This is a genomic window from Pseudoduganella dura (assembly GCF_009727155.1).
Classification (GTDB): Bacteria; Pseudomonadota; Gammaproteobacteria; order Burkholderiales; family Burkholderiaceae_D; genus Rugamonas; species Rugamonas dura.
Genome location: NZ_WNWM01000002.1, coordinates 4,586,628 through 4,612,547 on the forward strand (window position 1 = coordinate 4,586,628; position 25,920 = coordinate 4,612,547).

The window sequence follows — 25,920 nt, forward strand, 5'->3', positions numbered from 1 at the left end:
TCCGGAGCATCAAAATTACATCGGAACCTTCTTGAGCATTTCGATGCCGACCTTGCCGGCAGCGATCTCGCGCAGTGCCAGCACGGTCGGCTTGTCCTTGGCATCCACCTTCGGGGTGTGGCCTTGCAGCAGCTGGCGGGCGCGGTAGGTGGCGGCCAGGGTCAGCTGAAAGCGGTTCGGCACATGTTGCAGGCAATCTTCGATCGTAATACGGGCCATGGTAACTCCTGGGCAGAAATCTGAAAAATAAAAGGGGATAAAACGGCATTTCAAAACAGGAAATGCGGTTCAGCCTTGCGGTTCAGTCACAAGATAACGTCGCGAATTGGATCCCGGATCGGGTTCCGAATCAGGTCCAAATTCGCGAATTCAGCCATGTGACCGCGACTTCAGTCATGCAGTTCGGCGTGAATGCCCAATTGGGCAAACAGCGATGCATTGCGTGCCGCCTGCTGCGCAAACCGGCATCGGGCCGATCGGACGATCGCAGTCAGTTCGGACAAGGCGACGGGAAACTCTTCATTGATAATAACATACTCGAACTCGGGCGCGTGGGCGATTTCGCCGCCCGCCGCCAGCAGCCGGCGCGTGATCACGTGCGGCTCGTCCTGCCCGCGCTTGTGCAGCCGTTCTTCCAGTGCCGCGATCGATGGCGGCAAAATAAAGATGCCGGCCGCCTGCGGGAACTGTTTTTTGACCTGGCGGGCGCCCTGCCAGTCGATTTCCAGCAGGATGTCCGTGCCGGCGCGCATCTGCTCGGCGACGAACAGGCGCGACGTGCCATAGTAATTGCCGTGCACTTCGGCCCACTCCAGGAACTCGCCGGCATCGACGCGTGCCGTGAAATCCTCGACCGTCGTGAAGAAATATTCGCGGCCATGTTCCTCGCCCGGACGCGGCGGGCGCGTGGTGGTGGAGATCGACAGCTTGATTGCCGGCTCCTGCGCCAGCAGCGCATTGACCAGCGTGGACTTGCCGGCACCGGAAGGGGCCGCAACCATGAACAGGCTGCCGGAGAAGTGTTGGTTCATTTCAATCTCGCTTCGCGGGCGCGTGGCCCGAACGGGTACAAAACGCGTATTTTACCAAGAGCAACCGATTTTGCACGCCCCCGCGTGATCGATAGTGACCGGTTACTCCAGGTTCTGTACCTGTTCGCGCATCTGCTCGATCAGCAGCTTCAGTTCCATCGAAGCGTCCGCCAGTTCCTTGACCGACGCCTTGGCGCCCAGCGTATTGGCTTCGCGGTTCAGTTCCTGCATCATGAAATCGAGGCGCTTGCCGACCTGGCCGCCCTTTTTCAGGATATGGCGGGTTTCCGACAGGTGCGCCGACAGCCGGCCCAGCTCCTCGGCCACGTCGATGCGGATGCCGTACAGGATCACTTCCTGGCGGATGCGTTCCATCGCATCCTGGCGCGACAGCGCGGCGTTCGATCCCTGCGATGCCAGGCCCAGCGCTTCCTGCATGCGCTCGATCGCCTTCTGCTGGAACGCGGCCACGACTTGCGGGATCAGCGGCGTGATGCGCCTGACGATGGCCTCCATGGCCTCGATGCGCGAAACCAGCATGGCCTCGAGCGCGGCGCCTTCGCGCTGGCGGCTGGTGACGAACGCCCCGGTGGTCTTGGCCATCAGCGTGGCCACGTCGGCCTGCAGCGTTTCCTGGCCGATCTGCGCTTCCTCGACCACGCCGGGCCAGCGCAGCAATTCCGCCACGGACATCGCATGCGCGCCGCTGAAATGCGCGGTCACCTCGTTCTGCAGGCGGGCAAGTTCATTGAGCAGGGGGATATTCAGCGCCTGGGTACCCGCGCCAGCGGCCTTGCGGCCGAAACTCAACCGGATTTCCACCTTGCCGCGCGTGATGGCGGCCATGATCGCGGCCCGCAGGTCGGGTTCCAACGCCCGGAGGTCATCATTGATGCGGAATTGAAGGTCGAGAAAACGGGAATTGACACTCTTGATTTCAATGGTCAGAGTTCCCGCCGCGCTTTCGCTGGTGGCAACCGCGTAGCCCGTCATGCTGGAAATGCTCAATGGATATCCCCGATTTTATCTTTACAATGCTTCGTTTTGTCCACACAATCCGGTCTCAGTTGCGTTAGTTGAGGCGAAGAAACGCATGGTTGCGAACGTACCGTTACCGGATGGGTTGGAGCTGGCTGGATACCGCATTGTAAAGAAAATTGCGTCCGGCGGGTTCAGTATCGTCTACCTCGCCTATGACACGGAAGGCAATGCGGTCGCCATCAAGGAGTATTTACCAAGCGCATTGGCATTGCGTCAAGAGGGAGAATTGGCGCCAAGCGTTTCTGCTGCCAATCTGCCCGTGTTCCGCATCGGCCTGAAATGCTTTTTCGAAGAAGGCCGCACGCTCGCCAGGATTGCCCATCCAAACGTGGTGCGGGTCCTGAACTTCTTCCGGGCCCACGATACCGTGTACATGGTCATGGCTTATGAATCCGGCCATACGCTGCAGGACCATATATCGCACCAGCGGGCCAAGGGCGGCAGGATCGGCGAGGCATTCATCCGCCAGGTTTTTATCCAGGTATTGAAGGGATTGCGCGAAGTGCATGCGAACGGGTTGCTGCACCTCGATTTAAAACCGGCCAATATCTACCTGCGTACCGACGGCACGCCGATGCTGCTCGATTTCGGCGCGGCGCGGCAGATCATCAACAGCGGGGCGCTGACACTGATGCCGATGTTTACGCCGGGCTTTGCCGCCCCCGAGCTCACCGTCAAGACTTCGCCGCTGGGGCCGTGGACCGACGCCTATGGCATCGGCGCGGCCATGTTCGCCTGCATGGCGGGCGCGCCGCCGCAGCCGGCCCAGGAGCGCCGCAACGCCGACAGGATGGATGAACATTACGGCAAGCTGGCGGAGCGTTATTCTCCCGAGCTGTTGCAGCTGGTGCGTTGGGCGCTGACGAGCGATCCGCTGGCGCGGCCGCAAAGCCTGTTCGAACTGCAGAAAGCATTGCAGACGCCGCCCGCGCCGCCGCCGCCGGCAGGCCCGTTCGCGCGGCTGCGCACGCTGGCGCGGCGCCTGCGGCCGGCGCGAGGCGCCGAAGCATCCGACACTCTGCAGCACTAGATACCATGCGATTCTCCGTCTACCAGGAAAGCCACATCGGCGCCCGCCGGATGAACCAGGACCGGATGGGCTACAGCTTCACGCGCGATGCGCTGCTGCTGGTGCTGGCCGACGGCATGGGCGGCCACCCGCGCGGCGAAGTGGCCGCCACCATTGCGTTGCAGACCATTTCCGCGCTGTTCCAGCAGCAGGCCGACCCGTACGTGAAGGGCCCCGAGCGCTTCCTGGAAGACGCGTGCCACGCGGCGCACCGCGAGATCCACCGCCACGCGGCGGCGCACGGCATGCCGGAGACGCCGCGCACCACGATCGTCGCCTGCCTGGTACAGCACAATGCCGCCACGTGGGCGCACTGCGGCGACTCGCGGCTGTACTGGCTGCGCGGCGGGCGCATCCTGGCGCGCACGCGCGACCACTCGCATATCGAGAAACTGATCGATGCCGGCCGCGTGCCGGCATCGGCCCGCGATACGCATCCGGACCGGAACAAGCTGTACAACTGCCTGGGCGCGACCGCGGCGCCGAAGGTCGAGCTGTCGCGGCAGGCCAGCCTGGCGCCCGGCGACGTGATGCTGTTATGCTCGGATGGCCTGTGGGCCGTGCTGCCGGAAGAAGAGCTGGTGACCGCTCTTTCCTCCGGCCCCGTCGACAGCGCCGTGCCGCACCTGCTGCGCTGCGCATTGCAGCGGGCCGGCGCCACCAGCGACAACGTCACCGGCCTGGCGATCGCCTGGCAAGGCGCGCCGGGCATCAACGATGCGCCGGCTGCCGGATCGACCATGATCGCCACGGAAACCTTGCCCGGCGACCTGCACAGCACCACGATCGCGCCCGCCGATCCGTTCGACGAAGCCGAGATCGACCGGGCCATCGCCGAGATCCGCGTGGCCATCGAACGATCCTCCCAGTTACTCAAATAACGTTAGAAAGCATTCATGACCCTTGATACCCGTCCCAGCGGCCGCGCCGTCGACCAGTTGCGCACCGTGCGCCTGACCCGCCAGTACACCCGGCATGCCGAAGGCTCGGTACTGATCGAATGCGGCGACACCAGGGTGATCTGCACCGCCAGCCTCGAAGAGAAGGTGCCGGGCTTCCTGAAGGGCAAGGGGCAGGGCTGGCTGACGGCGGAATACGGCATGCTGCCGCGCTCCACCCATTCGCGCATGGACCGCGAAGCCGCCCGGGGCAAGCAAAGCGGCCGCACGCAGGAAATCCAGCGCCTGATCGGCCGCTCGTTGCGCGCCGCGTTCGACCTGCAAGGCTTCGGCGAGCGCACGCTGCACCTGGACTGCGACGTCATCCAGGCCGACGGCGGCACCCGCACCGCGTCGATCACCGGCGCCATGGTCGCCGCCTACGATGCGTTCACGAAGCTGGTCGACAAGGGGGCGATCCCTGCCGTGCCGGTGAAGCACTTCGTCGCCGCGATCTCGGTCGGCGTATTCCAGGGCACGCCGGTGCTGGACCTGGACTACCCGGAGGATTCCGCCTGCGACACCGACATGAACGTGGTCATGACGGATGCCGGCCACTTTGTCGAAGTACAGGGCACCGCCGAAGGCGCCGCCTTCGACCGCGCCACGATGAACCGGCTGCTCGACCTGGCCGATGCCGGCATCGCCGACCTGATCCGGCTGCAGAAGCGCGAACTGGGGCTGGCGGGGTAAAATAGTTGCCCCCAACTCGAATGGGGGCCCCAAATTGGGGCAGACCCTGTTTGCAGGAAATTTTCTCGTAAACAAGGGCCGTCCCGGATCTTTCCTCAAAAACAGGGTCCGTCCCGGATTTTTCGGATTTTCATTTCATGACCCAAAAGCTCATCCTTGCCTCGAACAACGCGGGCAAACTGAAGGAATTCAACGCACTGCTGTCCACCGTCGGCTTCGACGTGCACGCGCAGGGCGAATTCGGCGTGCCGGAGGCGGACGAACCGTTCCACACGTTCGTCGAGAACGCGCTGCAGAAGGCGCGCCATGCGTCTCGGCTCACCGGGCTGCCGGCGCTGGCCGACGATTCCGGCGTCTGCGTCAACGCGCTCGGCGGCGCTCCCGGCGTCTACTCGGCGCGCTATGCGGGCGAGCCGAAATCCGATGCCGCCAACAGTGCCAGACTGGTCGCCGACCTGGCGCGGCATGACGACAAATCGGCCTATTACTACTGCGTGCTGGTGTTCGTGCGCCATGCCGACGATCCGCAGCCGGTCATCGCCGACGGCGTCTGGCGCGGTGTCATCCAGGCCGAGGCGCGCGGCGCCGGCGGCTTCGGCTACGATCCGCACTTTTACATTCCCGAATTGGGCAAGACGGCCGCGGAACTTGCACCCGACGAGAAAAACCGCCTGTCCCATCGCGGCCAGGCATTGCGCGCGCTGGTAGAGAAGCTGAAATGATCCCCATCAAACCGGTTGGCGCGGGCAGCGGCAAGAGCGCAGCGCCGGCCCGCACCATCGATGCCGCCGCCGGCGTTGCAGCGCAATACCTGCAGCCGGGCGCCCTGAACCTCGCGGCACTGCCGCCTCTTTCACTCTACGTGCACTGGCCGTGGTGCGTGCGGAAATGCCCGTACTGCGACTTCAATTCGCACGAAGCCACCGGCGAGGTGCCCGAGAAACAGTACCTCGATGCGCTGCGCCTCGACCTGGAAATGGCGCTGCCGCTGATCTGGGGCCGCCGCATCCACACGGTGTTCATCGGCGGCGGCACGCCGAGCCTGATGTCCGCCGCGGGCCTGGACCGGCTGCTGTCGGACCTGCGCACGCTGCTGCCGCTGGACGGCGATGCCGAGATCACGATGGAAGCCAACCCCGGCACCTTCGAGGCCGAGAAATTCCGCAGCTACCGGACCAGCGGCATCAACCGGCTGTCGATCGGCATCCAGAGCTTCAATCCGCACCACCTGCAGGCGCTGGGCCGCATCCATGACGACGGCGAGGCCCGCCGTGCGGTCGAGATCGCGCTGGCGAACTTCGACAACTTCAACCTCGACCTGATGTACGCGCTGCCGTCGCAGACGCTGGACGAGGCGCGCGTCGACCTGGCGACGGCATTGTCATACCAGCCGCCGCACCTGTCGCTGTACCACCTGACGATGGAACCGAACACGGTATTCGCGAAGTATCCGCCAGAACTGCCGGACGACGACACCAGCGCGGACATGCAGGACCTCGTCGCCGACATGACCGGCGCGGCCGGCTATGGCCATTACGAGGTGTCGGCCTATGCGCGGCCCGGCCACCAGGCGAAGCACAACCTGAATTACTGGCAGTTCGGCGACTACCTGGGTATCGGTGCCGGCGCGCACACCAAGCTGTCGTTCCCGCACCGCGTGCTGCGGCAGGCCCGCTACAAGCAGCCGAAATCGTACATGGAGCAGGTGGCCAACGGCACGCCGGTGCAGGAAGAGCACGAGATCCCGCGCGCCGAGATGGGCTTCGAGTTCATGCTGAACACGCTGCGCCTGCAGGGCGGCTTCGCCCCGAACCTGTTCACCGAGCGCACCGGCCTGGCGCTGAACACGATCGAGAAGGGCCTGAACGAAGCCGAAGGCAAGGGGCTGATCTACCGCGATCACGCCATCATCCGGCCGACCGAGCTGGGACACCGGTTCCTCAACGACCTGCAGCAGATCTTCCTCGCCTGATATTCCTTGCCTGACCGAAGCCGGACTAGAACGCTGACGCCAGCGCCAGGTCCGGCTTCTCCGCCCACCCGGCGAGCGCCTCGGCCATCCGTTCGCTTTCCCCGATCGCATAGGTCCAGTCCCGGATGCGGGCCGCGTGGTCCTGCCCGTAGCGCTTGAAGTCGTTCCGGTCCGGCAGCTTGCGGTTCGGCAGCCGGGCGACGAACGACGGCGAAGGGGAAACGAGGATCACGTTTTCCAGCGCCAGGTGACCGGACTGCGCCGGCGCACGGCGCCACGGCAGCGATTTGTCGAGCCAGCCGGGCACGATGTAGTCGGTGAAGTGCGGGTACAGCACCAGGCCGGGATCGCGCTGGTAGGGCAGGTGCAGGTGGTAGTCGATCAGGCCGCCATCCCAGTAAGCCCCCGGCGGCGCGCCTGCGATGTCGCGCACGGCTTCGAGCACGAGCGGAATCGAGCCGGAGGCCAGCAGCGCGTCGCGCAGGTTGTCCAGACCCAGGGCCACGAAGCGCGACGCGAACGCATCGAAACGCTCGCGCAGCCAGCCGCCTTCGTCGCGCGCATCGTGGAACAGTACCCGCTCCATCCCGCGCGCCAGCCGGCTGCGCGATACGGCATTGCCGGCCGCGGCCCGCAGGAACCCCGCCAGTTCCCGCCAGCGCACGCCGCCGGCATTGGCCAGCGGCCCGATGCCGCGCGCGGTGATCACGGTCACGCGATGATGCGGATGGGCGATGACTTCGTGGCCATGCCCCGCCAGCACTTCTTCCAGCAGGCCGCGCACCGTGCGCGTCACATAGGCCGAATCGACCCGGGCCGGGTAAGTCTGGTGCGTGTAGTGGTAAGCCAGCCGCTTGTGCGCGGCCACCGGGTCGGCGAACGCGCCGGCGGCCATGCGCCAGGCGCCGATCGAGGCGCCGATCAGCTGCCGTTCGCGCGGCGCCCGGGGCAGCCAGTCGCCGAACAGCCAGGTGTCGATGCCGTTCAGGATCAGGCCTTTCGGCCCGCCGGCCGCGGCGGGAATGATGGCGATGTCGGAAGCCTGCAAGCCTTCGGCGGCGATGCGCTGGCGGGCGCGGGCGCCGAGGCGGATGGTGATCGGTGAGTCCATGCCGCATTGTAAGCCGGCCGCTCCGGGATTACCGCAACCCGCCGCCCAGCGCCCGGTACAGGTCGATGGCGCTCGTGGTGCGCAGCAGGCGCGCCTGCACCAGCTCCTGCTCGGCCGCGAACAGTTCGCGCTGCGCATCGAGCACGTCCAGCGTGCTGGCAACCCCGTTCTCGAAACGCAGCGTGAGCAGCCGCAGCCGCTCGGCCTGCGCATCCTGGATCGCCCGCTGCGCCGCCACCTGGTCGCCCAGATAGCTGCGCGCCGCGAGGGCATCGGCCACTTCGCGGAACGCGGTCTGGATCGTCCGCTCGTAGTCGGCGACGGCAATGTTCTTCCTCACCCCGGCCAGGTCGAGGTTGGCGCGGTTGCGGCCCGCGTCGAAGATCGGCAGCGTCAGTTGCGGCACGAACGACCAGGTATCGTTGCCGCTGTCGAACAGCTGCGAGAATGCGGGGCTGGCGCTGCCGACCGCCGCGGTCAGCGAAATGCGCGGAAAGAACGCGGCCCGCGCGGCGCCGATGCTGGCATTGGCCGCCAGCAGCCTCTGCTCGGCGGCGCGGATATCCGGCCGCCGCGCGATCAGGTCCGACGGCAGCCCGGCCGGCACGGCGCTCATCGCGTCGATCTGCGCGTCGTCCGCCATGGCGCCCGCCGTTTCCTGGTCAACCGGCGCTCCCACCAGCAGCGTCAGCGCGTTCCCGGCCTGGGCCCGCTGCCGCGCCAGGGCCAGCGCCGATGCGCGCGCCGTTTCCATCAGCGTTTCGTTCGAGCGCAGGTCGAGCAGCGACGACGCCCCCGCGTCCAGCCGCTGCAACGTCAATTCATACGTGCGCCGGCGTGCCTCGTACGTGCGCTGGGCCAGCGCCAGCTGCTCGGCATTCGCGCGCTCGGTGAAGTAAGCCTTGGCCACCTCCGCCACGATGCTGATCTGCGCCGCCTGCCGGGCTTCGCCGGTGGCGAGATACGTGGCCAGTGCCGCATCGGACAGGCTGCGCACGCGGCCGAAGAAATCCAGCTCAAAGGCCGGGATCGACAGCCCTGCATCGAAGCGCTCGGCGATCGCCGGCTGGCCGGTGGCGGAATTCACGAAGCCGGGCGAGCGCGCCCGCGTGCCGGACAGCGTGCCGTTCAGGTTCGGCAACCGGTCCGCACGCGTGATGCCGTATGCGGCGCGCGCTTCCTCGATGCGCAGCGCCGCGGTGCGCAGGTCGCGGTTGTTGTCCAGCGCGGCCGCGATCAGCGCCTGCAGCCGCCCGTCGGGGAAGAAGTCGCGCCAGCCGGTATCGACGGCGCTCGTCGCATCGGCGGCCGCCGGGGGTGCCCCCTTGCCGCCGGCAGTGAGGGGATTTTCCGGAAAGTCGGCGGCCACCGGCGCGGCCGGCCTCTCGTACTTCGGCGCCAGCGAGCATGCCGACAGCATGCCGGCGCAGAGGAGGATGCCCACGCTGTTCAACGCTTTCATGGCTTGGTCTCCGGCAGGTCCATTTCATGCGCGGCGAGCCGGCGCTGCCGTTCGCTGCCCTTGAAGATACGGCGGATCACGACAAAGAACACGGGCACCAGGAACACGGCCAGCACGGTGGCCGTGATCATGCCGCCCATCACGCCGGTGCCGATCGCGCGCTGGCTGGCCGAACCGGCGCCGCTGGCCACCACCAGCGGCAGCACGCCGAGGATGAACGCCAGCGACGTCATGATGATCGGGCGGAAGCGCAGGTGCACCGCTTCCAGCGTGGCTTCGACCAGCCCCTTGCCCTGCGCCTGCAGGTCCTTGGCGAACTCGATGATCAGGATCGCGTTCTTGGCCGACAGGCCGATGATCGCGATCAGGCCCACCTTGAAGTACACATCGTTCGGCAGGTCGCGCAGGTGGGCGCCGAGCAGCGCGCCCAGCACGCCCAGCGGCACCACCAGCAGCACGGCGATCGGGATCGATTCGCTTTCGTACAGCGCCGCCAGCACCAGGAACGCGGCCAGCAGCGACAGCGCGAACAGCATCGGCGCCTGCGAGCCGGAGGTGCGTTCTTCCAGCGACTGCCCGGTCCAGTCGATGCCGAAGCCCGGCGGCAGCTGGCCGGCCAGGCGCTGCAGTTCGTCCATCGCCTCGCCGGTGCTGTAGCCCGGCGCCGCGTTGCCCGTCAGCCGGATCGCCGGGTAGCCGTTGTAGCGCACCAGCTGCACCGGGCCGTTGATCCAGCGCGTGCCGGCGAAGGCGGAGAACGGCACCATGTTGCCGCTCGTGCCGGAGCGGACATTCAGGCGCAGGATATCCTCCGGCTGCATGCGACGGTTCTGGTCGGCCTGCACGATCACGCGCTGCTGGCGGTTGTCGCTGTTGAAGTCGTTCACATACGAAGAGCCCAGCCCGGCGGACAGCGTGGAGTTGATGTCGGCGAACGTCACGCCCAGCGCCTGCGCCTTGTCGCGGTCGATGTCCACCTGCAGTTGCGGCGCGTCTTCCAGGCCTTCGGGCCGCACGCCCTGCAGTACCGCGCTCTTGCCGGCCATGCCCAGCAGCTGGTTGCGCGCATCGATGAGCGCCGCGTGGCCCAGCGAGCTGCGGTCCTGCAGCCGCGCCGTGATGCCGGTGGCGTTGCCCAGCTCGCGGATCGGCGGCGGCGACAGCGGAAACACGATCGCATCCGGAATGCCGGCCAGCGCGCCGAACGCGCGCCCGGCCAGGGCGTCGGCCGACTGGTCCTTGCCGCGCTCGCTCCAGTCCTTCAGCGGCACGAACACCAGCCCCGCGTTCTGGCCATTGCCGGAGAACGAGAAGCCGGCCACGGCGATCGTGCGCGCCACTTCCGGCTGCTGGCGGAAATACGCGTCCACCTTCGCCAGCACCGCGTCGGTGCGCGAGCGCGAGGCGCCCGGCGGTAGTTGCACGTTGGTGATGATGTAGCCCTGGTCTTCGTTGGGCAGGAACGACGAAGGCAGCCGCACGTAAAGCCATGCCACGAGCGCCAGCAGCAGCGCGAAGACCAGCATGAAGCGGCCGGTGCGGGCGAGGATCTTCGCCACCGCGCCCTGGTAGCGGGTGGCGGTCTTCGCGAACGAGCGGTTGAACCAGCCGAAGAAGCCTTTCTTCTCCACGTGATGACCCGCCTGCACGGGTTTGAGCATCGTGGCGCACAGCGCCGGCGTCAGCGTCAGCGCCATCAGCGCGGAAAAGGCCATCGCCGCCACCATCGACAGCGAGAACTGCCGGTAGATCGCGCCCACCGCGCCGCCGAAGGCCGCCATCGGCACGAACACGGCGATCAGCACCAGCGTGATGCCGATGATGGCCCCGGTGATCTGCGTCATCGCCTTGCGCGTGGCGTCGCGCGGCGACAGGCCTTCCTCGCTCATGATCCGTTCCACGTTCTCGACCACCACGATGGCATCGTCGACCAGGATGCCGATCGCCAGCACCATGCCGAACATCGTCAGCACGTTGATCGAAAATCCCGCCAGCTGCATCACGGCGAAGGTGCCCATCAGCGCCACCGGCACCACGATGGTGGGAATGATCGTGTAGCGGAAGTTCTGCAGGAACACGTACATCACGATGAACACCAGCAGCACCGCCTCGAGCAGCGTCTTGACCACTTCCTCGATCGAGATCTTCACGAACGTCGACGTATCGTAGGGCACCGTGTATTTCAGGCCCGGCGGGAAGAACCGCTGCAGCTCGTCCATCTTGGCCTTCACCAGGTTGGCCGTCGCCAGCGCGTTGCCTGTCAGCGACTGCTGCACGGCGATCGCCACGAACGGCTGGCCGTTCAGGCGCGCGCTGATGTTGTAGGTGGAACCGCCCAGTTCGAGGCGGGCCACGTCGCCGAGACGCACGCTCGAGCCGTCCGGGTTGGCGCGCAGCACGATCTTGGCGAACTGCTCGAGGGAAGCCAGCTGGCCGGTCACCACCACCGGTGCCTGGTAGGTCTGCGACTTCGGGTTCGGCAGATCGCCGATCGTGCCGGACGTGACCTGGGCGTTCTGCGCGCGGATCGCCGCCGTCACGTCGCTCATGTTCAGCTTGAAGCCGGTGAGCCTGTTCGGGTCGACCCACACGCGCAGCGCGCGCTCGGAGCCGAACAGCTGCGCCTGGCCCACGCCGGGAATGCGCTTGATCTCGTTGACGACGTTGCGCGCCATGTAGTCGCCGATCGCGTTCGGGTCCATCCGCCCGTCGGTCGAATACACGCCCACGAACATCAGGATGTTCGAACGCGCCTTGTTGACCTGCACGCCCTGCTGCGTGACGGCCTGCGGCAGCCGCGATTCCACCCGCTTGATGCGGTTCTGCACATCCACCGCGGCGATGTCGGGGTTGGTGCCGGGCAGGAACGTGACGGTGATCGTCACGCCGCCGGCCGCGTTGCTTTCCGATTCCACGTACTGCAGGCCTTCGGCGCCGTTCATTTCCTGCTCGATCACGCTGGTAACGGCGTCGTCGAGCACCTGCGCGGTGGCGCCCGGGTAGTTCGCCGTGACCACGATCGACGGCGGCGCGATGGTGGGGTATTGGGCCACTGGCAGCACGGTGATCGCCAGCGCACCGCCCAGCAGGATGAACAGCGCGATCACCCATGCGAACACGGGCCGGTCGATGAAGAAGCGTGGCATCTACGCTCCCTTGGCGGCGGGAGCCGGCCCGGATTGCCCGGCCGGTGCCGGCGTCGTGCCCTGGGCCGGCTGCCATGCCTGCGGCGTGACGGACGCGCCGGGCTTGGTCTTCTGGAAGCCTTCGACGATGATCCGCTCGCCGCCTTTCAACCCTTCGCTGACAACCCACCGGTTGTTCACGGAGGCTTCCGCCTTCACGGGCTGCGAGACCACCTTGTTGTCCGCCCCCACGACCAGCACGGAGGCACCCTCGGCGCCCCGCACGATGGCCTGCTGCGGCACCGTGATCGCGGCCTCGTTGATCCCCTGTTCGAGGCGGGCGCGCACGTACATGCCCGGCAGCAGCGCCCGTTTCGGATTCGGGAACTGGGCGCGCAGCGAGACCGTGCCGGTGCTCTCGTCCACCGCGGCATCCGAGAACAGCAGCTTGCCCGCGCCCGGATATTCCTCGCCCGATTCCAGCAGCAGCGTCACGCGCGCGCCGTCCTGGCCGACGCTTTTGATCCGGCCGCTGGCCAGCGCCTGCCGCAGTTGCAGCAGTTCGGTGGACGACTGCGTCACGGTCACGTAGATCGGATCGAGCTGCTGCACCAGCGCCATCGGCGTGGCTTCGCCTTGCCCCACCAGCGCGCCCTCGGTGACCAGCGCCCGGCCCACGCGGCCGGAAATCGGCGCCGTCACGGTGGCGTAGCCCAGCGTCAGGCCGGCGGTTTGCCGCGCGGCCTTCGCGGTGGCCAGGTCGGCCTGCGCCTGCTTTTGCGCGGTGACTGCATCGTCGTATTCCTGCTGGCTCACGGCCTGCGCGGCCAGCAGCGGCTTGTAGCGCTTCTCGCGCAGGTTGGCCTGCGCCAGGTTGGCTTCGGCCCGCCGCACACTCGCTTCGGCACTGGCGAAGCCGGCCTGGAATTCGGCCGGGTCGATGCGGAACAGCACCTGGCCGGCCTTCACGTCCGATCCTTCCTCGAATTCCCGTTTCAGCACGATGCCCGGCGTGCGCGCCCGTACCTGCGCCACCCGGAACGCCTCGACACGGCCGGGCAGCTCATCCGTGACGGGCACGGCGGCGGCCGACACGGTGATGACGGAAACGGTGGGCGGGGGCGGGGCGGGGGGCGCTTCTTCCTTCTTGCCGCAGGCAGCGAGCAGTGACAAGGCAACGAGGACGGCGGGCGTGCGACGTGCGACAGATCTCATGGATGTCTCGCGAAAGAACTGCAGGCTCAGGGAACGGCGGGGAGGTGTCCGATATTTATTTTATATCAGTCACGATAACGTTTCCGCATAAGCCGGCAAAAGAAAAGGGAGCCGAAGCTCCCTTTCTGGTGCCATTTCCGTGGCAAATCCGCGACGTCGCCGTTGCGACGCCCGGTCAGCGCATGCCGGAAATGATCTGTTTCAGCTTGCCCGAATCGGCGCAGAACGCGCGGATGCCTTCGGCCAGCTTCTCGGTGGCCATCGCATCCTCGTTGAGCATGAAGCGGAAGGTCTTTTCATCGACGGAGATCTTGGCCAGCCCGCCGCCGCTGTCGGCGGTCAGCTTGCGCGCGACCGGTTCGTTCGAGTCGGCCAGCTTTTGCAGCAGGTCCGGGCTGATCGTCAGCAGGTCGCAGCCGGCCAGTTCCAGGATCTGGCTGGTGTTGCGGAAGCTGGCGCCCATCACTTCGGTCTCGTAGCCGAACTTGCGGAAATAATTGTAGATCTTCTTCACGGACTGCACGCCCGGATCTTCCGCGCCTTCGTAGTCGATGCCGGTCTGCTTCTTGTACCAGTCATAGATGCGGCCGACGAACGGCGAGATCAGCTGCACGCCCGCTTCGGCGCAGGCGATCGCCTGCGGCAGCGAGAACAGCAGCGTCAGGTTGGTGTGGATCATTTCCTTTTCCAGGATCTCGGCGGCCTTGATGCCTTCCCATGTGGAGGCGATCTTGATCAGCACGCGCTCGCGGTCGAAACCGGCGCGCTCGTACAGGTCGATCAGTTCGCGGCCCTTGGCCACGTTGGCCTCGACATCGAACGACAGGCGCGCATCGATTTCGGTGGAAACGCGACCGGAAACGATCTTCAGGATCTCGCCGCCGAATGCGATCAGCAGCTTGTCGATGATTTCGCCGCTGGAGGCGTGCGGATTGTCGCGCACGGCCTTTTCCAGCAGGGGCTTGTATTCATCCTTCTGCACCGCCTTCAGGATCAGCGACGGGTTGGTGGTGGCGTCGCGCGGCGTATAAGCCTTGATCGACTGGAAATCGCCGGTATCGGCAACGACCTTGGTGTATTGCTTGAGCTGTTCGAGTTGATTCATGACTTGGCCAGGCGAGTGGGAGAAAACCGCCATTGTACCGAATCGTGCACGTCAAAAATGTTTCCTGAAACCGGGGGCGTAGCAGGGGTTTCAAAGGAGCATTGCTCCTTGCCTGCGAAGCGGAGATGGCCTGCAGGCCATCTCTCCTTCCAGACCCCATTTTATGGAAACTATTTCCAGCAATTGGGGTACGCCCCCGGTTTTTGGAAACATATTGGCAACTGGGGTATCCTTGCGCCACTCTGCAGATTCCCGTTCACCATGAAACATATCGCGGTCATCGGCGCCGGCGTTACCGGTGTCACCACGGCCTACGCGCTGGCGCGGCGTGGCTTTTCGGTCACAATCATCGAGCGGCATCGCTATCCGGCGATGGAAACGTCGTATGCGAACGGCGGGCAGTTGTCGGCTTCGCATGCCGAGGTGTGGAATCACCCGTCGACGCTGCGCAAGGGCCTGAAATGGATGACGCAGCCCGATGCGCCGCTGCTGCTGCACCCGGCGCCCACGTGGCACAAGCTGTCGTGGCTGGCCAGGTTCGTGGCGGCGATGCCCCGCTACCGGGCCAACACGGTAACCCTGGCACGGATGGCCGTCGCGGCGCGCACGCACCTGTTCGCCTGGGCGGAAGAGGAGGGCATCGACTTCGACCTGCGCCGCGAAGGCATCCTGCACCTCTATCGCGGCAAGGCGGAGTTCGCGCATGCGCGGCAGGTGTCGCAATTGCTGGCGGAGGCGGGGCTGGTGCGCCGGCATGTCACGCCATCCGAAATGCGCGCGATCGAGCCGGCGCTGACGGGCAGCTACTACGGCGGCTGCTACACCGACAGTGACAGCAGCGGCGACATCCACCGGTTCACCACCGGCCTGGCCGCGGCCTGCGTGCGCCGCGGCGTGCAACTGCTGTGCGAGCGCGAAGTGCTGGCGTTGACAACGCATGACGATGGCGCCACGGTAGCGCTGCGCCACGCGGGCCACCGCGATGCGCAGCGCTTCGACGCCATCGTCATCTGCGCCGGCACCGCCAGCCGCGCGCTGGCGCGGATGGCCGGCGACCGCATCGATGTCTATCCGGTCAAGGGCTACTCGATCACCGTGCAGCTCGACGACGCGGCCAGCCGGGCCGCCGCGCCCACCGTCAGCCTGGTCGACGATGCGCCGAAGCTGGTGGCCAGCCGCTTCGGTGCCGACCGCTTCCGCGTGGCCGGCACCGCCGAATTCGCCGGCTTCGACCGCGACATCCGCCACGACCGCATCCGGCCGCTGGTCGACTGGGTACACCGCGAGTTTCCCGCCGTGCGCACGGCGGATGTCACGCCCTGGGCCGGCCTGCGGCCGATGATGCCGGACCTTTTGCCGCGCGTCGGCAGGGGCAGGGCGCCGCGCGTGTTCTACAACACGGGCCACGGCCACCTGGGCTGGACGCTGTCGGCGGCCACCGCCGACACGGTGGCGCGGCAGCTGGCAGCAGCGTTGCAGCCGGATGCCGCGCGCACGGCGCTGGCCGCTTGAGAGCACTAGGGAAGCACTGATTTAATTCTGGTGGGAGGGAATGGTTCCGAAAAAAGTGTCAGGCAAGGCGTAAATCGTCGTCAATACCGGGGTATTGGCGATGATTTGCAACGCAGCATGGCGCTTTTTCTCGGGGCCAGGCCCCCTCCATGAATAAATCAGTGGTTCCCTACGATGCGTTGAACGCCACCCGCACCAGCAAGCCGCTACCGGCAGGCTTGTCCAGCAGCGCCAACCCGGCACCGTGCAGCGCGGCGATATCGGCCACGATGGCCAGCCCCAGACCGGCACCGCCGGGATTGATCTGCAGCGCCGACGAAGCCCGGTAGAACGGCGCGAACACGCGCTCCCGCTCCGCCGCCGGAATGCCCGGCCCGCCATCCTCCACTTCCAGCACGGCGCTCCCGCCATCGTGCAGCACGCGCAGCACCACGCTGCCGCCGGCGGGCGTGTAGCGCAGCGCGTTGTCGACCAGGTTCGCAACCAGTTCGTGCAGCAGCAGCGCCTGTCCCGCCACGTGGACTTCCCGCTCGCCTTCCAGCGACAGGTCGATCTCCTTGCGCACCGCGTTGGGCGCCAGTTCCAGCGCCACCTGCTGCACCAGCGCGCGCAGCGCCACGGGTTCGGCCAGGTTGCCCTTGCTGTGTTCGATCCGTGCCAGGGTCAGCAGGCGGTTCGCCAGGTGCACGGCGGCGTCGGTGGTGGCGGCGATGCTGTCGAGCAGCGTGGCCAGCGCCGGTGTGCCGCCATGGCGGCCGATCTCGCGCTGCGCCAGTTCCGTCTGCGTGCGCAATACCGCCAGCGGCGTGCGCAGCTGGTGCGACGCATCGGCGATGAAGCGGCGCTGGCTGCTGATCAGGCCGCCGATGCGCGACATCGACGCATTCATGGCTTCCACCAGCGGCCGCACTTCCTTGTGCACCAGTGCCGGATCGAGGTCCGACAGGTCGGCCGCGCTGCGCGCCTCCACCGCCGTCTTCAGTTCCATCAGCGGCCGCAGCACCAGGCGCACGGCGAACCAGATCAGCAGCGTGGCCGACAGCACCAGCCCGGCCTGCCACAGCACCGTGTCGAGCAGGATCCGGGCGGTCAGCCCGCGCCGCGCATCGAGCGTTTCGCCCACCTGGATCAGCGCGATGCCGCGCATCCTCTCGTCGTAGACCGGCTGCAGCAGGGCGGCGATGCGGATCGGCTGGCCGTTGTATTGCGCGTGATAGAAGCGCACCAGCGCCGGGTAGCTTTCCGAGCGCGGCACGTTGGCCGGGACCGCCGGCAGGTCGTCGTAGCCGGACACGGTTTCGCCGCTCAGGCCCGTCACCTTGTAGTACAGGCGGCCCGACGTATCGGTCTCGAAGCTGTCCAGCGCCACGTAGGGCACGTCCGCCACCACCTTGCCGTCCACGATCGACACCCGTTCTGCCAGCGCCCGCGTGGATGCGAGCAGCGAACGGTCGTAGGCCATGTCCGCCGCGTCCAGCGCATTGTGATAGGCCGACACGGTATTGAGCACCTCGAGCACCACCAGCGGCAACAGCAGCCAGCGCAGCAGTTCGCTGCGCAGGCTGCCGATGCCTGCGCCACGCAGGCGCCGGGTAAGGCCCACGACAAGGCGTTCGGCCAGCGCCGGCATGCTCAGGCCGGGTCGCGCGGCTGCAGCAGGTAGCCGATGCCGCGCAGCGTGCTGATGGCGGCGGCGCCGGGCTGGCCGCTGTCGAGCTTCTTGCGCACGCGGTGGATGTAGAGTTCGATGGCGTCCAGGTTGGCGTCGTCGGCCAGCGCGAACACTTCGTCGAACAGCTTTTCCTTCGCCACCGCGCGGCCGCTGCGCGTGATCAGCGCTTCGAGCACCGCGTGCTCGCGCGGCGTCAGGGCCAGCGGCGCGCCGTAGTAGGTGAAGGCGCGCGCCACCGTGTCGAACGCCAGCTCGCCGCAGTGGTAGACCAGCGCCTCGTTGCCCTGGCCGCGGCGCAGCAGGGCTTTCACGCGCGCTTCCAGTTCCACCAGTTCGAACGGCTTGGCGAGGTAATCGTCGGCCCCCAGGTTCAGGCCCTGCACGCGGTCTTCCAGGCCGCCGCGCGCCGTGAGGATCAGCACCGGCGTCTTGCCGCGCGGGCCGCCGCGGGCACGCAGGCGTTTCAGCACATCGAGCCCGTCCATGCGCGGCAGCGTGAGATCGAGGATCACGAGCGCGTATTCCTGCGTGTGCAGCAGCGCATCGGCGTCGGCGCCGTTGTCGGCGCACTCCACCGTCAGGTGCGCGTCGCGCAGCGCCTTGGCGAGCCAGCGCTGCAATTCGGTGTGGTCTTCTACGAGAAGGATGCGCATTGTGGAAAACCCGTAGCCGGGTGTGAAAGCATTTTGAAAGGTTGGCGATTCTATAGTAACCACATGCCCCGCGACGAGGGCAAGGCAGTAGACTATAAACCCAGGAGACAGTCAGTGAAAAGAACCAATATGGCCATGGCGGCGCTCGCCACCGTGGCGTCCCTTGCCGCCGGTATGGGCCATTCCGCGGCCCAGGCGCAATCTTCCGTTACCCTGTATGGCCTGCTCGACACGGGGGTCGACTACGCGTCCGACGCCTCCGCCGGCGGCCATTCCGTCACCCGCGTCAGCTCGGGTGGCATGAACACGTCCCGCTGGGGCATCCGCGGCAGCGAAGACCTGGGCGGCGGCCTGAAAGCCGTGTACAACCTCGAGGGTGGCATCCTGATGGATACCGGCGCGGCGGACGGCGCGCTGTTCAAGCGCCAGGCCTACGTGGGCCTGGAAGGGAAATATGGCCGCCTGGTGCTGGGCCGTTCGTTCACCAGCGTGTACGACACCGTGATCCGCTTCGACCCGATGGGTTTCGCGCCGTTCTACTCGTGGGCCACCACCGGCAACGCCACCGGGCCCAGCAAGTACGGCATGACCACGGGCTTCGATAACCTTGTCAAGTATTCCGGCAGCACCGGCGATTTCAAATACGGCGTATCGTACGGCATGGGCGAACAGAGCACGGGCACCGGCGACGGCGCCAGGATAGCCACGGCCGTCAGCTACGAAAGCGATGGCCTGGGGCTGATGGCGACATGGGAGCAGGTCAACGGCAACCCGGTGGCGGCGACCGGGCGCCGCGACGAGGCGCGCGTGTTCCACCTGGGCGCCTATTACGAAACCGGCAAGCTCAAGTTCTGGGCGGCGGGCCGCGGATATGCGATGGAAAAAGGCCAGCTTGCCACGGCGGACGTGAAAGCCGATACCTACTGGACCGGCGTGGCTTACAAGCCCGTGCCCGGCACCACGTTGACCGGTGCCGTCTACTACATGAACGTGAAGAACGTGGCCGCCGCCACGGACGCGGACCCGCTGATGTTCGTGGCCCGCTACCGCTACGCGCTGTCGAAGCGCACCGACCTGTATGCCACCGTCGCCTATGCCAGGGCAAAGCATGGGCAGCTGGTCGGCCTGTCGCGCGACGATGCCGGCTTTGCCGACACGCAGCGCGGCGCCATCGTCGGCATCCAGCACCGGTTCTGACCATGCGCCGCCCGCTGTTCGCCATCCCGTCCGCCATCCCGCTGGCCATCGTTCTATGTGCCGGCCTGCTGCGGATGACCGCCGCTTCCGCCGCCGCGCCATCCGGCGTGGAATGCATCGTACCGTCGAAGCCGGGCGGCGCGATGGATCTCACCTGCAAGCTGGTGCGCGACGGGCTGCGCGAGCTGCCGGACCAGGCGGAACGCCCGCTGCGCCTGTCCTACGTGCCGGGCGGGATCGGCGCCGTGGCGTGGCACTCGATGGTGTCGGCGCACCGGGGCGACGCGAACACGCTGGTGGCATTCTCGGGCGGTTCGCTGCTCAACCTGGCGCAGGGCAAGTTCGGCAAGGCGAAACCGGCCGACGTGCGCTGGGTGGCGGCGCTGGGCACCGACTACGGCATGATCGCCGTGCGCGCCGATTCGCCCTATAAAACCTTGCCGGACCTGCTGGCGGCGCTGCGGCGCGATCCGGCCAGGGTGCTGGTCGGCGTGTCCGGCACCAAGGGCAGCCAGGACTGGCTGAAGATGGCGCTGCTGGCGGGCGCTGCCGGCATCGATCCGAAGGTGTTCCGCTTCGTGGCGCTGGAAGGCGGCGGCGAGGCCTTCACGGCGATGCAGGCGAACCACGTGCAGGTGGTCTCCGGCGACGCGTCGGAAGCCCAGCTGATGGCGGCCGAAGGCAGGCTGCGCATCCTGGCCGTGCTGTCCGAACAGCGCCTGCCTGGTGCGCTGGCCGGCGTGCCCACGGCGCGCGAACAGGGCTACGACGTGGTCTGGCCCACGATCCGCGGCGTATGGATGGGCCCGCAGGTATCGGACAAGGAATACCGCCACTGGGTACGAACGTTCGACCGCATGATGGCCAGCCCCGGATTCGCCCGCCTGCGCGGCGAATCCGGTTTGTATCCCCTCAGCCTCACGGGCGAGGCATTGACGAAGTATGTAGAACAGTCGGTTCGCGACCACCGCGAACGCGCCGCCCGGTTCGGGCTGGTGCGCTGAATAAATCCCATAACAGGAGACAAAAATGATGAAAACCATGAACGCCGTTCTCGGCGCGGCCGCCGCATGCCTGTTCGCAGGCGCCGCTCACGCACAGGTGCCTGCCGGCTACCCGGCCGATTACCAGAAACTGGTCGACGCGGCGAAGAAGGAGGGCAAGCTGGTCGTGTACGGCGCGACCGACAGCAAGGCCACGCAGCCGCTGATCCGCGATTTTTCCGCACTGTACCCGGGCATCACCGTCGAGTACAACGACATGAACTCCACCGAGGTGTACAACCGCTTCATCTCGGAAAAGGCGGCCGGCGGCAACACGGCGGACGTGATGTGGTCGTCGTCGATGGACCTGCAGATCAAGCTGGCCGTGGAAGGCTACGCGCTGCAATACAAGTCGGTGGAAACGCCGAACATCCCGGGCTGGGCAGTGTGGGACGCCAAGGCCTATGGCACCACGTTCGAGCCGGCCGCCATCGTCTACAACAAGCGCCTGCTGGCGGCGAACGAGGTGCCGGCCACGCACGACGATTTCGTCAGGCTGATCCAGCAGCCGAAGTTCCGCGACAAGATCACCACCTACGACATCGAGAAATCCGGCGTGGGCTTCATGTTCATGACGCACGACGCCCAGCTTTACCCGAAATTCGCCGAGCTGCAGAAGGCGTTTGGCGTGGCCAGGGTGCGGGTGCAGTCTTCCACCGGCACGATGATGGAGCGCATCTCGTCCGGCGAGAACCTGATCGGCTACAACGTGCTGGGATCGTATGCGCTGGTGCGCGCCAAGACCGATCCGTCGATCGGCGTGGTGCTGCCGAAGGATTACACGCAGATCATGTCGCGCGTCATCTTCATCAACAAGGCGGCGAAGAACGCGAACGCGGCCAAGCTGTGGCTGGACTACATGCTGTCGAAGCGCGGGCAGACCGTGATCGCCAACGGCTCGAAGCTGTACGCGATCCGCGCCGATGTCACCGGCGAGACCACCAGCGCCGATCTCATCAAACAGATCGGCAAGGACAACGTCAAGCCCGTTCCCGTGCATCCCGACCTGCTGAAGGACCTGGTGCCGGCGAAGCGCATGGCTTTCCTGAAGGCGTGGAAAGAAACGGCCGGGAAGAAGTAACGGTCGACCATCCGTAACCGCACTTGACCCTGGAGTCCACCATGCAGAACGCCACATTGTCGAATCCCGCCGCTGCGCATTGTGTAACCACCGTGCCGGCCCTGCCCGCGAAGCGCGATTCGCGGATCAACTGGAAGCGCGGCATCGTCGTTGCGCTGACGGCGCTGGCCATCTTCACGCCGCTGTGCCTGATCTTCTACCAGAGTTTCCTGTCCGCGCCGTTCTTCATGCCGGAAAAGATGCTCAGCCTGGATGCCTACCGCTTCATCATCGACGATCCGGACTTCGCGCAAGCGTTCAGGAACGGCCTGCTGCTGGCCACCGGGCTGGCCCTGATCGCCGTGCCGCTGGGCGGCATGCTGGCCTTCCTGATGGTGCGCACCGACCTGCCGGGGCGCAATTGGATAGCGCCGATGCTGCTGGTGCCGATCTTCGTCTCGCCGATGGTGATGGGCTTCGGGTACGTGGTGTCGATGGGCCCGGTGGGCTTCTACTCCACCTGGGCCAAGGAGCTGCTGGGCTTCGTGCCGTGGAACGTCTATTCGTTCACCAGCATCGTGATCATCGCCGGCCTGACGCACGTGCCCCACGTGTACCTGTACGCCTCGTCGGCGCTGCGCAGCCTGGGCTCGGACGTGGAAGAGGCGGCGCGCGTTTCCGGCGCCTCGCCGCTGCAGGTGATGATGAACGTGTCGCTGCCGATGATCATGCCGGCGCTGGCCTATGCCGGCGTGCTGGTGTTCTTCCTGGGCTTCGAGGTGTTCGGCCTGGTGCTCGTGCTGGGCGACCCGGAAGGGCACCTGGTGCTGCCCACTTACCTGTACAAGCTGACCAACAAGCTGGGCACGCCGTCGTACCACCTGATGGCGGCGGTGGCCGTGTGCCTGGTGATGGTCACGCTGCCGCTGGTGATGCTGCAGCGCCATCTGCTGAAATCGGCCAACAAGTACGTGTCGATCAAGGGCAAGGGCGCGCGCAGCAAGGCGATGCCGCTGGGCCGCTGGAAATGGCTGGCCTTCGCGCTGCTGGGCGGCTGGCTGCTGTTCACGATCGTGATGCCGCTGTCCGGCATCGCGCTGCGCTCGTTCGTGCAGTACTGGGGCGAAGGCGTGCAGCTGGGCGACGTGCTGACGCTGCAGCATTTCCGCGACATCTTCGAGCAGCCGTCGCTGGTGCGGGCCATCGTCAACACGGTGCTGATCGGCGTGGTCGGCGGCGGCCTGGCGATCGTGTGCTACAGCTTCATCGCGCTGGCCATGCATCGCCGGCCCGACGGCGTCACGCGCTTCCTCGACTACAGCGTGCTGGTGCCGCGCGCCGTGCCCGGCCTGCTGGCGGGCCTGGCGTTCCTGTGGGTGTTCCTGTTCGTGCCGAGCTGGCTCGACGGCATGCTGCAGGGCGCGGACAACGCGGCGGCAGCATGGCTGTCCGCCAACTTCATCCCCGCGCTGCGGTCGCTGCGCTCGACGATCTTCGCCGTGTGGCTGGCTTACTCGGTGGTGTGGATGGCCTACGGCATGCGCCTGATCTCGACCGCGCTGCTGCAGGTGGGACCGGAGCTGGAGGAGGCGGCCCGCGCCGTGGGCGCCCGCCGCGGCCAGGTGGTGCGCGACGTGACGCTGCCGCTGGTGCGCTACGGCCTGCTGGGCGCCTGGCTGATGGTGTTCCTGATCTTCGAGCGCGAGTACTCGACCGGCGTGTACCTGCTGTCGCCCGGCACCGAGGTGATCGGCGCCATGCTCGTGTCGCTGTGGGCGGGCGGGTCGACCGACCTGGTGGCGGCGCTGTCCTTCATCAACATCACGCTGGTGGCCATCGGCCTCGGCATCGCGCTGCGCTTCGGCGTCAAGTTGCATGACTAAGCGGCACGCCTAAGCTGCACGACCAAGCTGCACGGCAAGGCCGCACCACCCAACGGAGACTGAACATGAAACGAGACCTGAACATGAACGAACTGAGCGTCCACGAACTGCACCTGGACTACGGCACGGGCGCCGCGGCGAACCCGATCCTGAAAGGGGTGTCGATGCACCTGCGCAAGGGCGAAGTGGTGGCGCTGCTGGGGCCCTCGGGCAGCGGCAAGACCACGCTGCTGCGCGCCGTGGCCGGGCTTGAAAGCCCGCGCCAGGGCAGCATCGACATCGGCGAGCGCCGCGTGTTCGACGGCGCGGCGAAGCTGGAGATGCCGGCCGAGCAGCGCAACCTGGGGCTGGTGTTCCAGTCGTATGCGCTGTGGCCCCACAAGACCGTGTTCGACAACGTGGCCTATGGCCTGAAGCTGCGCCGCATGGCCACCGCCGAGACCAGGACCCGCGTGATGGAAGTGCTCGGGCAGCTGGGCCTGGGCCACCTGGGCGAGCGCTACCCGCACCAGCTTTCCGGCGGCCAGCAGCAGCGCGTGGCGATCGCCCGCGCGCTGGTCTACAACCCGCCCGTGATCCTGCTCGACGAGCCGCTGTCGAACCTCGATGCCAAGCTGCGCGAGGAAGCCCGCGCCTTCCTGCGCGAACTGATCGTGCGGCTCGGCCTGTCGGCGCTGATGGTCACGCACGACCAGGGCGAGGCGATGGCGATTTCCGACCGCATCCTGCTGCTCAACAACGGCCGCATCGAACAGCAGGGCACGCCGCAGAGCATGTATGAAACGCCGGATACGCTGTTCACCGCCGAGTTCATGGGCAGCAACAACCGGCTGCCCGGCACGCTGGTTCAGCGCGACGGCGGCCATGTCGTCATCGATGTCGACGGCACGCGACTGCGGGGTACCGCGCGGGGCAACGTGGGGGCACAGATCGCGCCGCTGGTGCGGGTGGAGGAGGTGCGCATCAGCGCCGCGCAGGCGGACAATGCGCTGCAGCTGCCGCTCTCCACGTGCATGTACCTGGGCGACCGGTGGGAATGCCTGTTCAAGCGGGGCGAGACCAGCGTGCGGGCCTACTCGCGGCAACGGCTGGACGATGGGCAGTACTGGCTGCAGATGCCGGCGGAGAAATTGTGGGTGTTCTGAACGCCCGAAGGCATCCTGGCCGGGCCGCGCTGCAAGCGTGGAAAAAACTGGCGTGTGCGACCGATGCCGCAGCGTGACAGGGGGCTCCCTTCACGCTGCGTGCCCCATTGCCCTTACAAGGCAATGGCACGCGCCGGCGGCTCGCCGAGATGCGCATCGAAACCGGCGAGGCCGGGAGCGACATGTTCGGCCAGCACATGGCCGTCGGGATAATCGCCACCGTTCTGCCTCCGGAACGGAATGGGGCGCTCGCTGAACAGGTTCCTTGTCCGCGATTGCAGTTCCGCCGTGGCGCGCGCCATGCCTTCCTCGGTCATGCGCGCGGCGCCATACACGGCATGGATTGGAAGCACGTCCATGCCGGCGAAAAACAGTGTGCCATGGGTGACCGGAAAGAGCAGCTGGTCCAGTGGGCCGTTGATGCCACGCACGCAATAATCTTCCTCGGGCCCGCCGACGGCCACGGACAGCATTGCCCGCTTGCCCTGCAGCGCGCCCTCGCCGTACCGGTACCGGTTTCCGGCATCCCTGTATCCGTATGCCAGCCCGTAGGCGAATACCCGGTCGAACCAGCCTTTCATGATGGCCGGCATGCCGAACCACCACAGTGGAAACTGGAAGACCACGGCATCCGCGGCCAGCAGCTTCTCCTGTTCCGATTGCACATCGGGGGCCTGCGTGCCGTTGCGGTAGGCGTGGCCCGATTCGGCGATGAAGGACAGGCGCGTCCGGTCCAGCCGATGCAGGAAATCGTGCTCGTCGAAAACGGCTTTCCACTCCATCGCATACAGGTCGGACAGCATCACTTCGTGTTCCTGCGCTTCGAGGGTCTCCCTCGTCGCCGCCAGCAGCTGGCTGCTGACCGAGGTCGGCTCCGGATGTGCGTGGACCAGCAGTACTTTCTTTGGCATTGGAATTCTCCAGGTGTTGATCGAAAGGCGATTCTGCGGCCCGTGGCGATCCCTGTGAACCCATGCAGGGTTCTGGGGTACT

22 protein-coding genes are annotated in these 25,920 nt (G+C 66.5%); 11 read left to right on the forward strand and 11 right to left on the reverse strand.

The genetic code is table 11. The features are described 5' to 3' along the window. Nucleotides 1–15: 15 nt before the first annotated feature. The 3 genes from rpoZ to GJV26_RS20070 all read right to left on the reverse strand — a co-directional run bounded on the left by rpoZ (nucleotide 16) and on the right by GJV26_RS20070 (nucleotide 2,024). Nucleotides 16–219 carry a DNA-directed RNA polymerase subunit omega gene (gene rpoZ, locus GJV26_RS20060; RefSeq protein ID WP_155710514.1) on the reverse strand — a complete coding sequence of 68 codons (204 nt, stop codon included), beginning with the start codon at nucleotides 217–219 and terminating at the stop codon, nucleotides 16–18. Between the two features lie 170 nt (nucleotides 220–389). Next, nucleotides 390–1,031 carry a guanylate kinase gene (gmk, locus tag GJV26_RS20065; RefSeq protein ID WP_155710515.1) on the reverse strand — a complete coding sequence of 214 codons (642 nt, stop codon included), beginning with the start codon at nucleotides 1,029–1,031 and terminating at the stop codon, nucleotides 390–392. Between the two features lie 102 nt (nucleotides 1,032–1,133). Then, on the reverse strand, nucleotides 1,134–2,024 hold the full coding sequence (locus GJV26_RS20070; protein WP_155712609.1) for a YicC/YloC family endoribonuclease: 891 nt from the start codon (nucleotides 2,022–2,024) through the stop codon (nucleotides 1,134–1,136). Nucleotides 2,025–2,124: 100 nt separating this feature from the next. Between GJV26_RS20070 and GJV26_RS20075 the strand changes: the two genes are divergently transcribed. From GJV26_RS20075 to hemW, 5 genes are all read left to right on the forward strand, one after another. Then, entirely contained in the window at nucleotides 2,125–3,102 is a 978-nt protein-coding gene (locus tag GJV26_RS20075; RefSeq protein WP_155712610.1) for a serine/threonine-protein kinase, read from the forward strand. A gap of 5 nt (nucleotides 3,103–3,107) precedes the next feature. Next, nucleotides 3,108–4,022: a PP2C family protein-serine/threonine phosphatase gene (locus GJV26_RS20080; protein WP_155710516.1), complete on the forward strand. Its 915-nt coding sequence runs from the start codon at nucleotides 3,108–3,110 to the stop codon at nucleotides 4,020–4,022. Nucleotides 4,023–4,037: 15 nt separating this feature from the next. Further along, on the forward strand, nucleotides 4,038–4,772 hold the full coding sequence (gene rph, locus GJV26_RS20085) for a ribonuclease PH (RefSeq protein WP_155710517.1): 735 nt from the start codon (nucleotides 4,038–4,040) through the stop codon (nucleotides 4,770–4,772). A 137-nt stretch (nucleotides 4,773–4,909) separates the two neighbouring features. Beyond that, nucleotides 4,910–5,494: an RdgB/HAM1 family non-canonical purine NTP pyrophosphatase gene (gene rdgB / locus GJV26_RS20090; protein ID WP_155710518.1), complete on the forward strand. Its 585-nt coding sequence runs from the start codon at nucleotides 4,910–4,912 to the stop codon at nucleotides 5,492–5,494. Further along, nucleotides 5,491–6,744 carry a radical SAM family heme chaperone HemW gene (gene hemW / locus GJV26_RS20095; protein WP_155710519.1) on the forward strand — a complete coding sequence of 418 codons (1,254 nt, stop codon included), beginning with the start codon at nucleotides 5,491–5,493 and terminating at the stop codon, nucleotides 6,742–6,744. Before rdgB ends, hemW begins: the two co-directional genes overlap by 4 nt. A gap of 25 nt (nucleotides 6,745–6,769) precedes the next feature. Here the strand turns inward: hemW and GJV26_RS20100 are convergent, their stop codons facing one another. The 5 genes from GJV26_RS20100 to tal form a co-directional block, all read right to left on the reverse strand. Next, entirely contained in the window at nucleotides 6,770–7,855 is a 1,086-nt protein-coding gene (locus GJV26_RS20100; protein WP_155710520.1) for a patatin-like phospholipase family protein, read from the reverse strand. Between the two features lie 28 nt (nucleotides 7,856–7,883). After that, nucleotides 7,884–9,317: an efflux transporter outer membrane subunit gene (locus tag GJV26_RS20105; RefSeq protein WP_155710521.1), complete on the reverse strand. Its 1,434-nt coding sequence runs from the start codon at nucleotides 9,315–9,317 to the stop codon at nucleotides 7,884–7,886. Continuing rightward, nucleotides 9,314–12,463 carry an efflux RND transporter permease subunit gene (locus tag GJV26_RS20110; RefSeq protein WP_155710522.1) on the reverse strand — a complete coding sequence of 1,050 codons (3,150 nt, stop codon included), beginning with the start codon at nucleotides 12,461–12,463 and terminating at the stop codon, nucleotides 9,314–9,316. The genes GJV26_RS20105 and GJV26_RS20110 overlap by 4 nt, the downstream gene beginning before the upstream one ends. Further along, nucleotides 12,464–13,657 carry an efflux RND transporter periplasmic adaptor subunit gene (locus GJV26_RS20115; protein ID WP_155710523.1) on the reverse strand — a complete coding sequence of 398 codons (1,194 nt, stop codon included), beginning with the start codon at nucleotides 13,655–13,657 and terminating at the stop codon, nucleotides 12,464–12,466. A gap of 175 nt (nucleotides 13,658–13,832) precedes the next feature. Further along, nucleotides 13,833–14,762: a transaldolase gene (gene tal / locus GJV26_RS20120; RefSeq protein ID WP_155710524.1), complete on the reverse strand. Its 930-nt coding sequence runs from the start codon at nucleotides 14,760–14,762 to the stop codon at nucleotides 13,833–13,835. Nucleotides 14,763–15,023: 261 nt separating this feature from the next. Between tal and GJV26_RS20125 the strand changes: the two genes are divergently transcribed. Next, complete coding sequence (locus tag GJV26_RS20125; protein WP_155710525.1) at nucleotides 15,024–16,274, forward strand: D-amino acid dehydrogenase; 1,251 nt, start codon at nucleotides 15,024–15,026, stop codon at nucleotides 16,272–16,274. A 169-nt stretch (nucleotides 16,275–16,443) separates the two neighbouring features. Here GJV26_RS20125 and GJV26_RS20130 read toward each other — a convergent pair whose 3' ends face one another. Both GJV26_RS20130 and GJV26_RS20135 read right to left on the reverse strand, forming a co-directional pair. Next, nucleotides 16,444–17,904 (reverse strand): sensor histidine kinase, encoded by a 1,461-nt coding sequence (locus GJV26_RS20130; protein WP_155710526.1) that lies wholly within the window; start codon nucleotides 17,902–17,904, stop codon nucleotides 16,444–16,446. Nucleotides 17,905–17,906: 2 nt separating this feature from the next. Further along, a complete protein-coding gene (locus tag GJV26_RS20135) occupies nucleotides 17,907–18,599 on the reverse strand; it encodes a response regulator (RefSeq protein WP_155710527.1) in 693 nt (230 codons plus the stop codon). Between the two features lie 129 nt (nucleotides 18,600–18,728). Here GJV26_RS20135 and GJV26_RS20140 point away from each other — a divergent pair, with 129 nt between their 5' ends. The 5 genes from GJV26_RS20140 to GJV26_RS20160 all read left to right on the forward strand — a co-directional run bounded on the left by GJV26_RS20140 (nucleotide 18,729) and on the right by GJV26_RS20160 (nucleotide 24,927). Then, entirely contained in the window at nucleotides 18,729–19,796 is a 1,068-nt protein-coding gene (locus tag GJV26_RS20140; protein ID WP_155712611.1) for a porin, read from the forward strand. A 2-nt stretch (nucleotides 19,797–19,798) separates the two neighbouring features. After that, nucleotides 19,799–20,800: a Bug family tripartite tricarboxylate transporter substrate binding protein gene (locus tag GJV26_RS20145; protein ID WP_155710528.1), complete on the forward strand. Its 1,002-nt coding sequence runs from the start codon at nucleotides 19,799–19,801 to the stop codon at nucleotides 20,798–20,800. 25 nt (nucleotides 20,801–20,825) lie between these two features. Beyond that, entirely contained in the window at nucleotides 20,826–21,920 is a 1,095-nt protein-coding gene (locus tag GJV26_RS20150) for an ABC transporter substrate-binding protein (RefSeq protein WP_155710529.1), read from the forward strand. A gap of 41 nt (nucleotides 21,921–21,961) precedes the next feature. Then, on the forward strand, nucleotides 21,962–23,782 hold the full coding sequence (locus tag GJV26_RS20155; protein WP_155710530.1) for an ABC transporter permease: 1,821 nt from the start codon (nucleotides 21,962–21,964) through the stop codon (nucleotides 23,780–23,782). A gap of 83 nt (nucleotides 23,783–23,865) precedes the next feature. Next, nucleotides 23,866–24,927 carry an ABC transporter ATP-binding protein gene (locus GJV26_RS20160; protein ID WP_155712612.1) on the forward strand — a complete coding sequence of 354 codons (1,062 nt, stop codon included), beginning with the start codon at nucleotides 23,866–23,868 and terminating at the stop codon, nucleotides 24,925–24,927. 113 nt (nucleotides 24,928–25,040) lie between these two features. Here the strand turns inward: GJV26_RS20160 and GJV26_RS20165 are convergent, their stop codons facing one another. Continuing rightward, nucleotides 25,041–25,838: an NAD(P)H-dependent oxidoreductase gene (locus GJV26_RS20165; RefSeq protein WP_155710531.1), complete on the reverse strand. Its 798-nt coding sequence runs from the start codon at nucleotides 25,836–25,838 to the stop codon at nucleotides 25,041–25,043. Between the last annotated feature and the right edge of the window lie 82 nt (nucleotides 25,839–25,920).

What these genes read in the sequence shown, in the direction of transcription:
- rpoZ (WP_155710514.1), bottom strand. Translation starts at nt 219, where the DNA reads ATGGCCCGTATTACGATCGAAGATTGCCTGCAACATGTGCCGAACCGC.
- gmk (WP_155710515.1), bottom strand. Translation starts at nt 1,031, where the DNA reads ATGAACCAACACTTCTCCGGCAGCCTGTTCATGGTTGCGGCCCCTTCC.
- GJV26_RS20070 (WP_155712609.1), bottom strand. Translation starts at nt 2,024, where the DNA reads ATGACGGGCTACGCGGTTGCCACCAGCGAAAGCGCGGCGGGAACTCTG.
- GJV26_RS20075 (WP_155712610.1), top strand. Translation starts at nt 2,125, where the DNA reads ATGGTTGCGAACGTACCGTTACCGGATGGGTTGGAGCTGGCTGGATAC.
- GJV26_RS20080 (WP_155710516.1), top strand. Translation starts at nt 3,108, where the DNA reads ATGCGATTCTCCGTCTACCAGGAAAGCCACATCGGCGCCCGCCGGATG.
- rph (WP_155710517.1), top strand. Translation starts at nt 4,038, where the DNA reads ATGACCCTTGATACCCGTCCCAGCGGCCGCGCCGTCGACCAGTTGCGC.
- rdgB (WP_155710518.1), top strand. Translation starts at nt 4,910, where the DNA reads ATGACCCAAAAGCTCATCCTTGCCTCGAACAACGCGGGCAAACTGAAG.
- hemW (WP_155710519.1), top strand. Translation starts at nt 5,491, where the DNA reads ATGATCCCCATCAAACCGGTTGGCGCGGGCAGCGGCAAGAGCGCAGCG.
- GJV26_RS20100 (WP_155710520.1), bottom strand. Translation starts at nt 7,855, where the DNA reads ATGGACTCACCGATCACCATCCGCCTCGGCGCCCGCGCCCGCCAGCGC.
- GJV26_RS20105 (WP_155710521.1), bottom strand. Translation starts at nt 9,317, where the DNA reads ATGAAAGCGTTGAACAGCGTGGGCATCCTCCTCTGCGCCGGCATGCTG.
- GJV26_RS20110 (WP_155710522.1), bottom strand. Translation starts at nt 12,463, where the DNA reads ATGCCACGCTTCTTCATCGACCGGCCCGTGTTCGCATGGGTGATCGCG.
- GJV26_RS20115 (WP_155710523.1), bottom strand. Translation starts at nt 13,657, where the DNA reads ATGAGATCTGTCGCACGTCGCACGCCCGCCGTCCTCGTTGCCTTGTCA.
- tal (WP_155710524.1), bottom strand. Translation starts at nt 14,762, where the DNA reads ATGAATCAACTCGAACAGCTCAAGCAATACACCAAGGTCGTTGCCGAT.
- GJV26_RS20125 (WP_155710525.1), top strand. Translation starts at nt 15,024, where the DNA reads ATGAAACATATCGCGGTCATCGGCGCCGGCGTTACCGGTGTCACCACG.
- GJV26_RS20130 (WP_155710526.1), bottom strand. Translation starts at nt 17,904, where the DNA reads ATGCCGGCGCTGGCCGAACGCCTTGTCGTGGGCCTTACCCGGCGCCTG.
- GJV26_RS20135 (WP_155710527.1), bottom strand. Translation starts at nt 18,599, where the DNA reads ATGCGCATCCTTCTCGTAGAAGACCACACCGAATTGCAGCGCTGGCTC.
- GJV26_RS20140 (WP_155712611.1), top strand. Translation starts at nt 18,729, where the DNA reads ATGGCCATGGCGGCGCTCGCCACCGTGGCGTCCCTTGCCGCCGGTATG.
- GJV26_RS20145 (WP_155710528.1), top strand. Translation starts at nt 19,799, where the DNA reads ATGCGCCGCCCGCTGTTCGCCATCCCGTCCGCCATCCCGCTGGCCATC.
- GJV26_RS20150 (WP_155710529.1), top strand. Translation starts at nt 20,826, where the DNA reads ATGATGAAAACCATGAACGCCGTTCTCGGCGCGGCCGCCGCATGCCTG.
- GJV26_RS20155 (WP_155710530.1), top strand. Translation starts at nt 21,962, where the DNA reads ATGCAGAACGCCACATTGTCGAATCCCGCCGCTGCGCATTGTGTAACC.
- GJV26_RS20160 (WP_155712612.1), top strand. Translation starts at nt 23,866, where the DNA reads ATGAACGAACTGAGCGTCCACGAACTGCACCTGGACTACGGCACGGGC.
- GJV26_RS20165 (WP_155710531.1), bottom strand. Translation starts at nt 25,838, where the DNA reads ATGCCAAAGAAAGTACTGCTGGTCCACGCACATCCGGAGCCGACCTCG.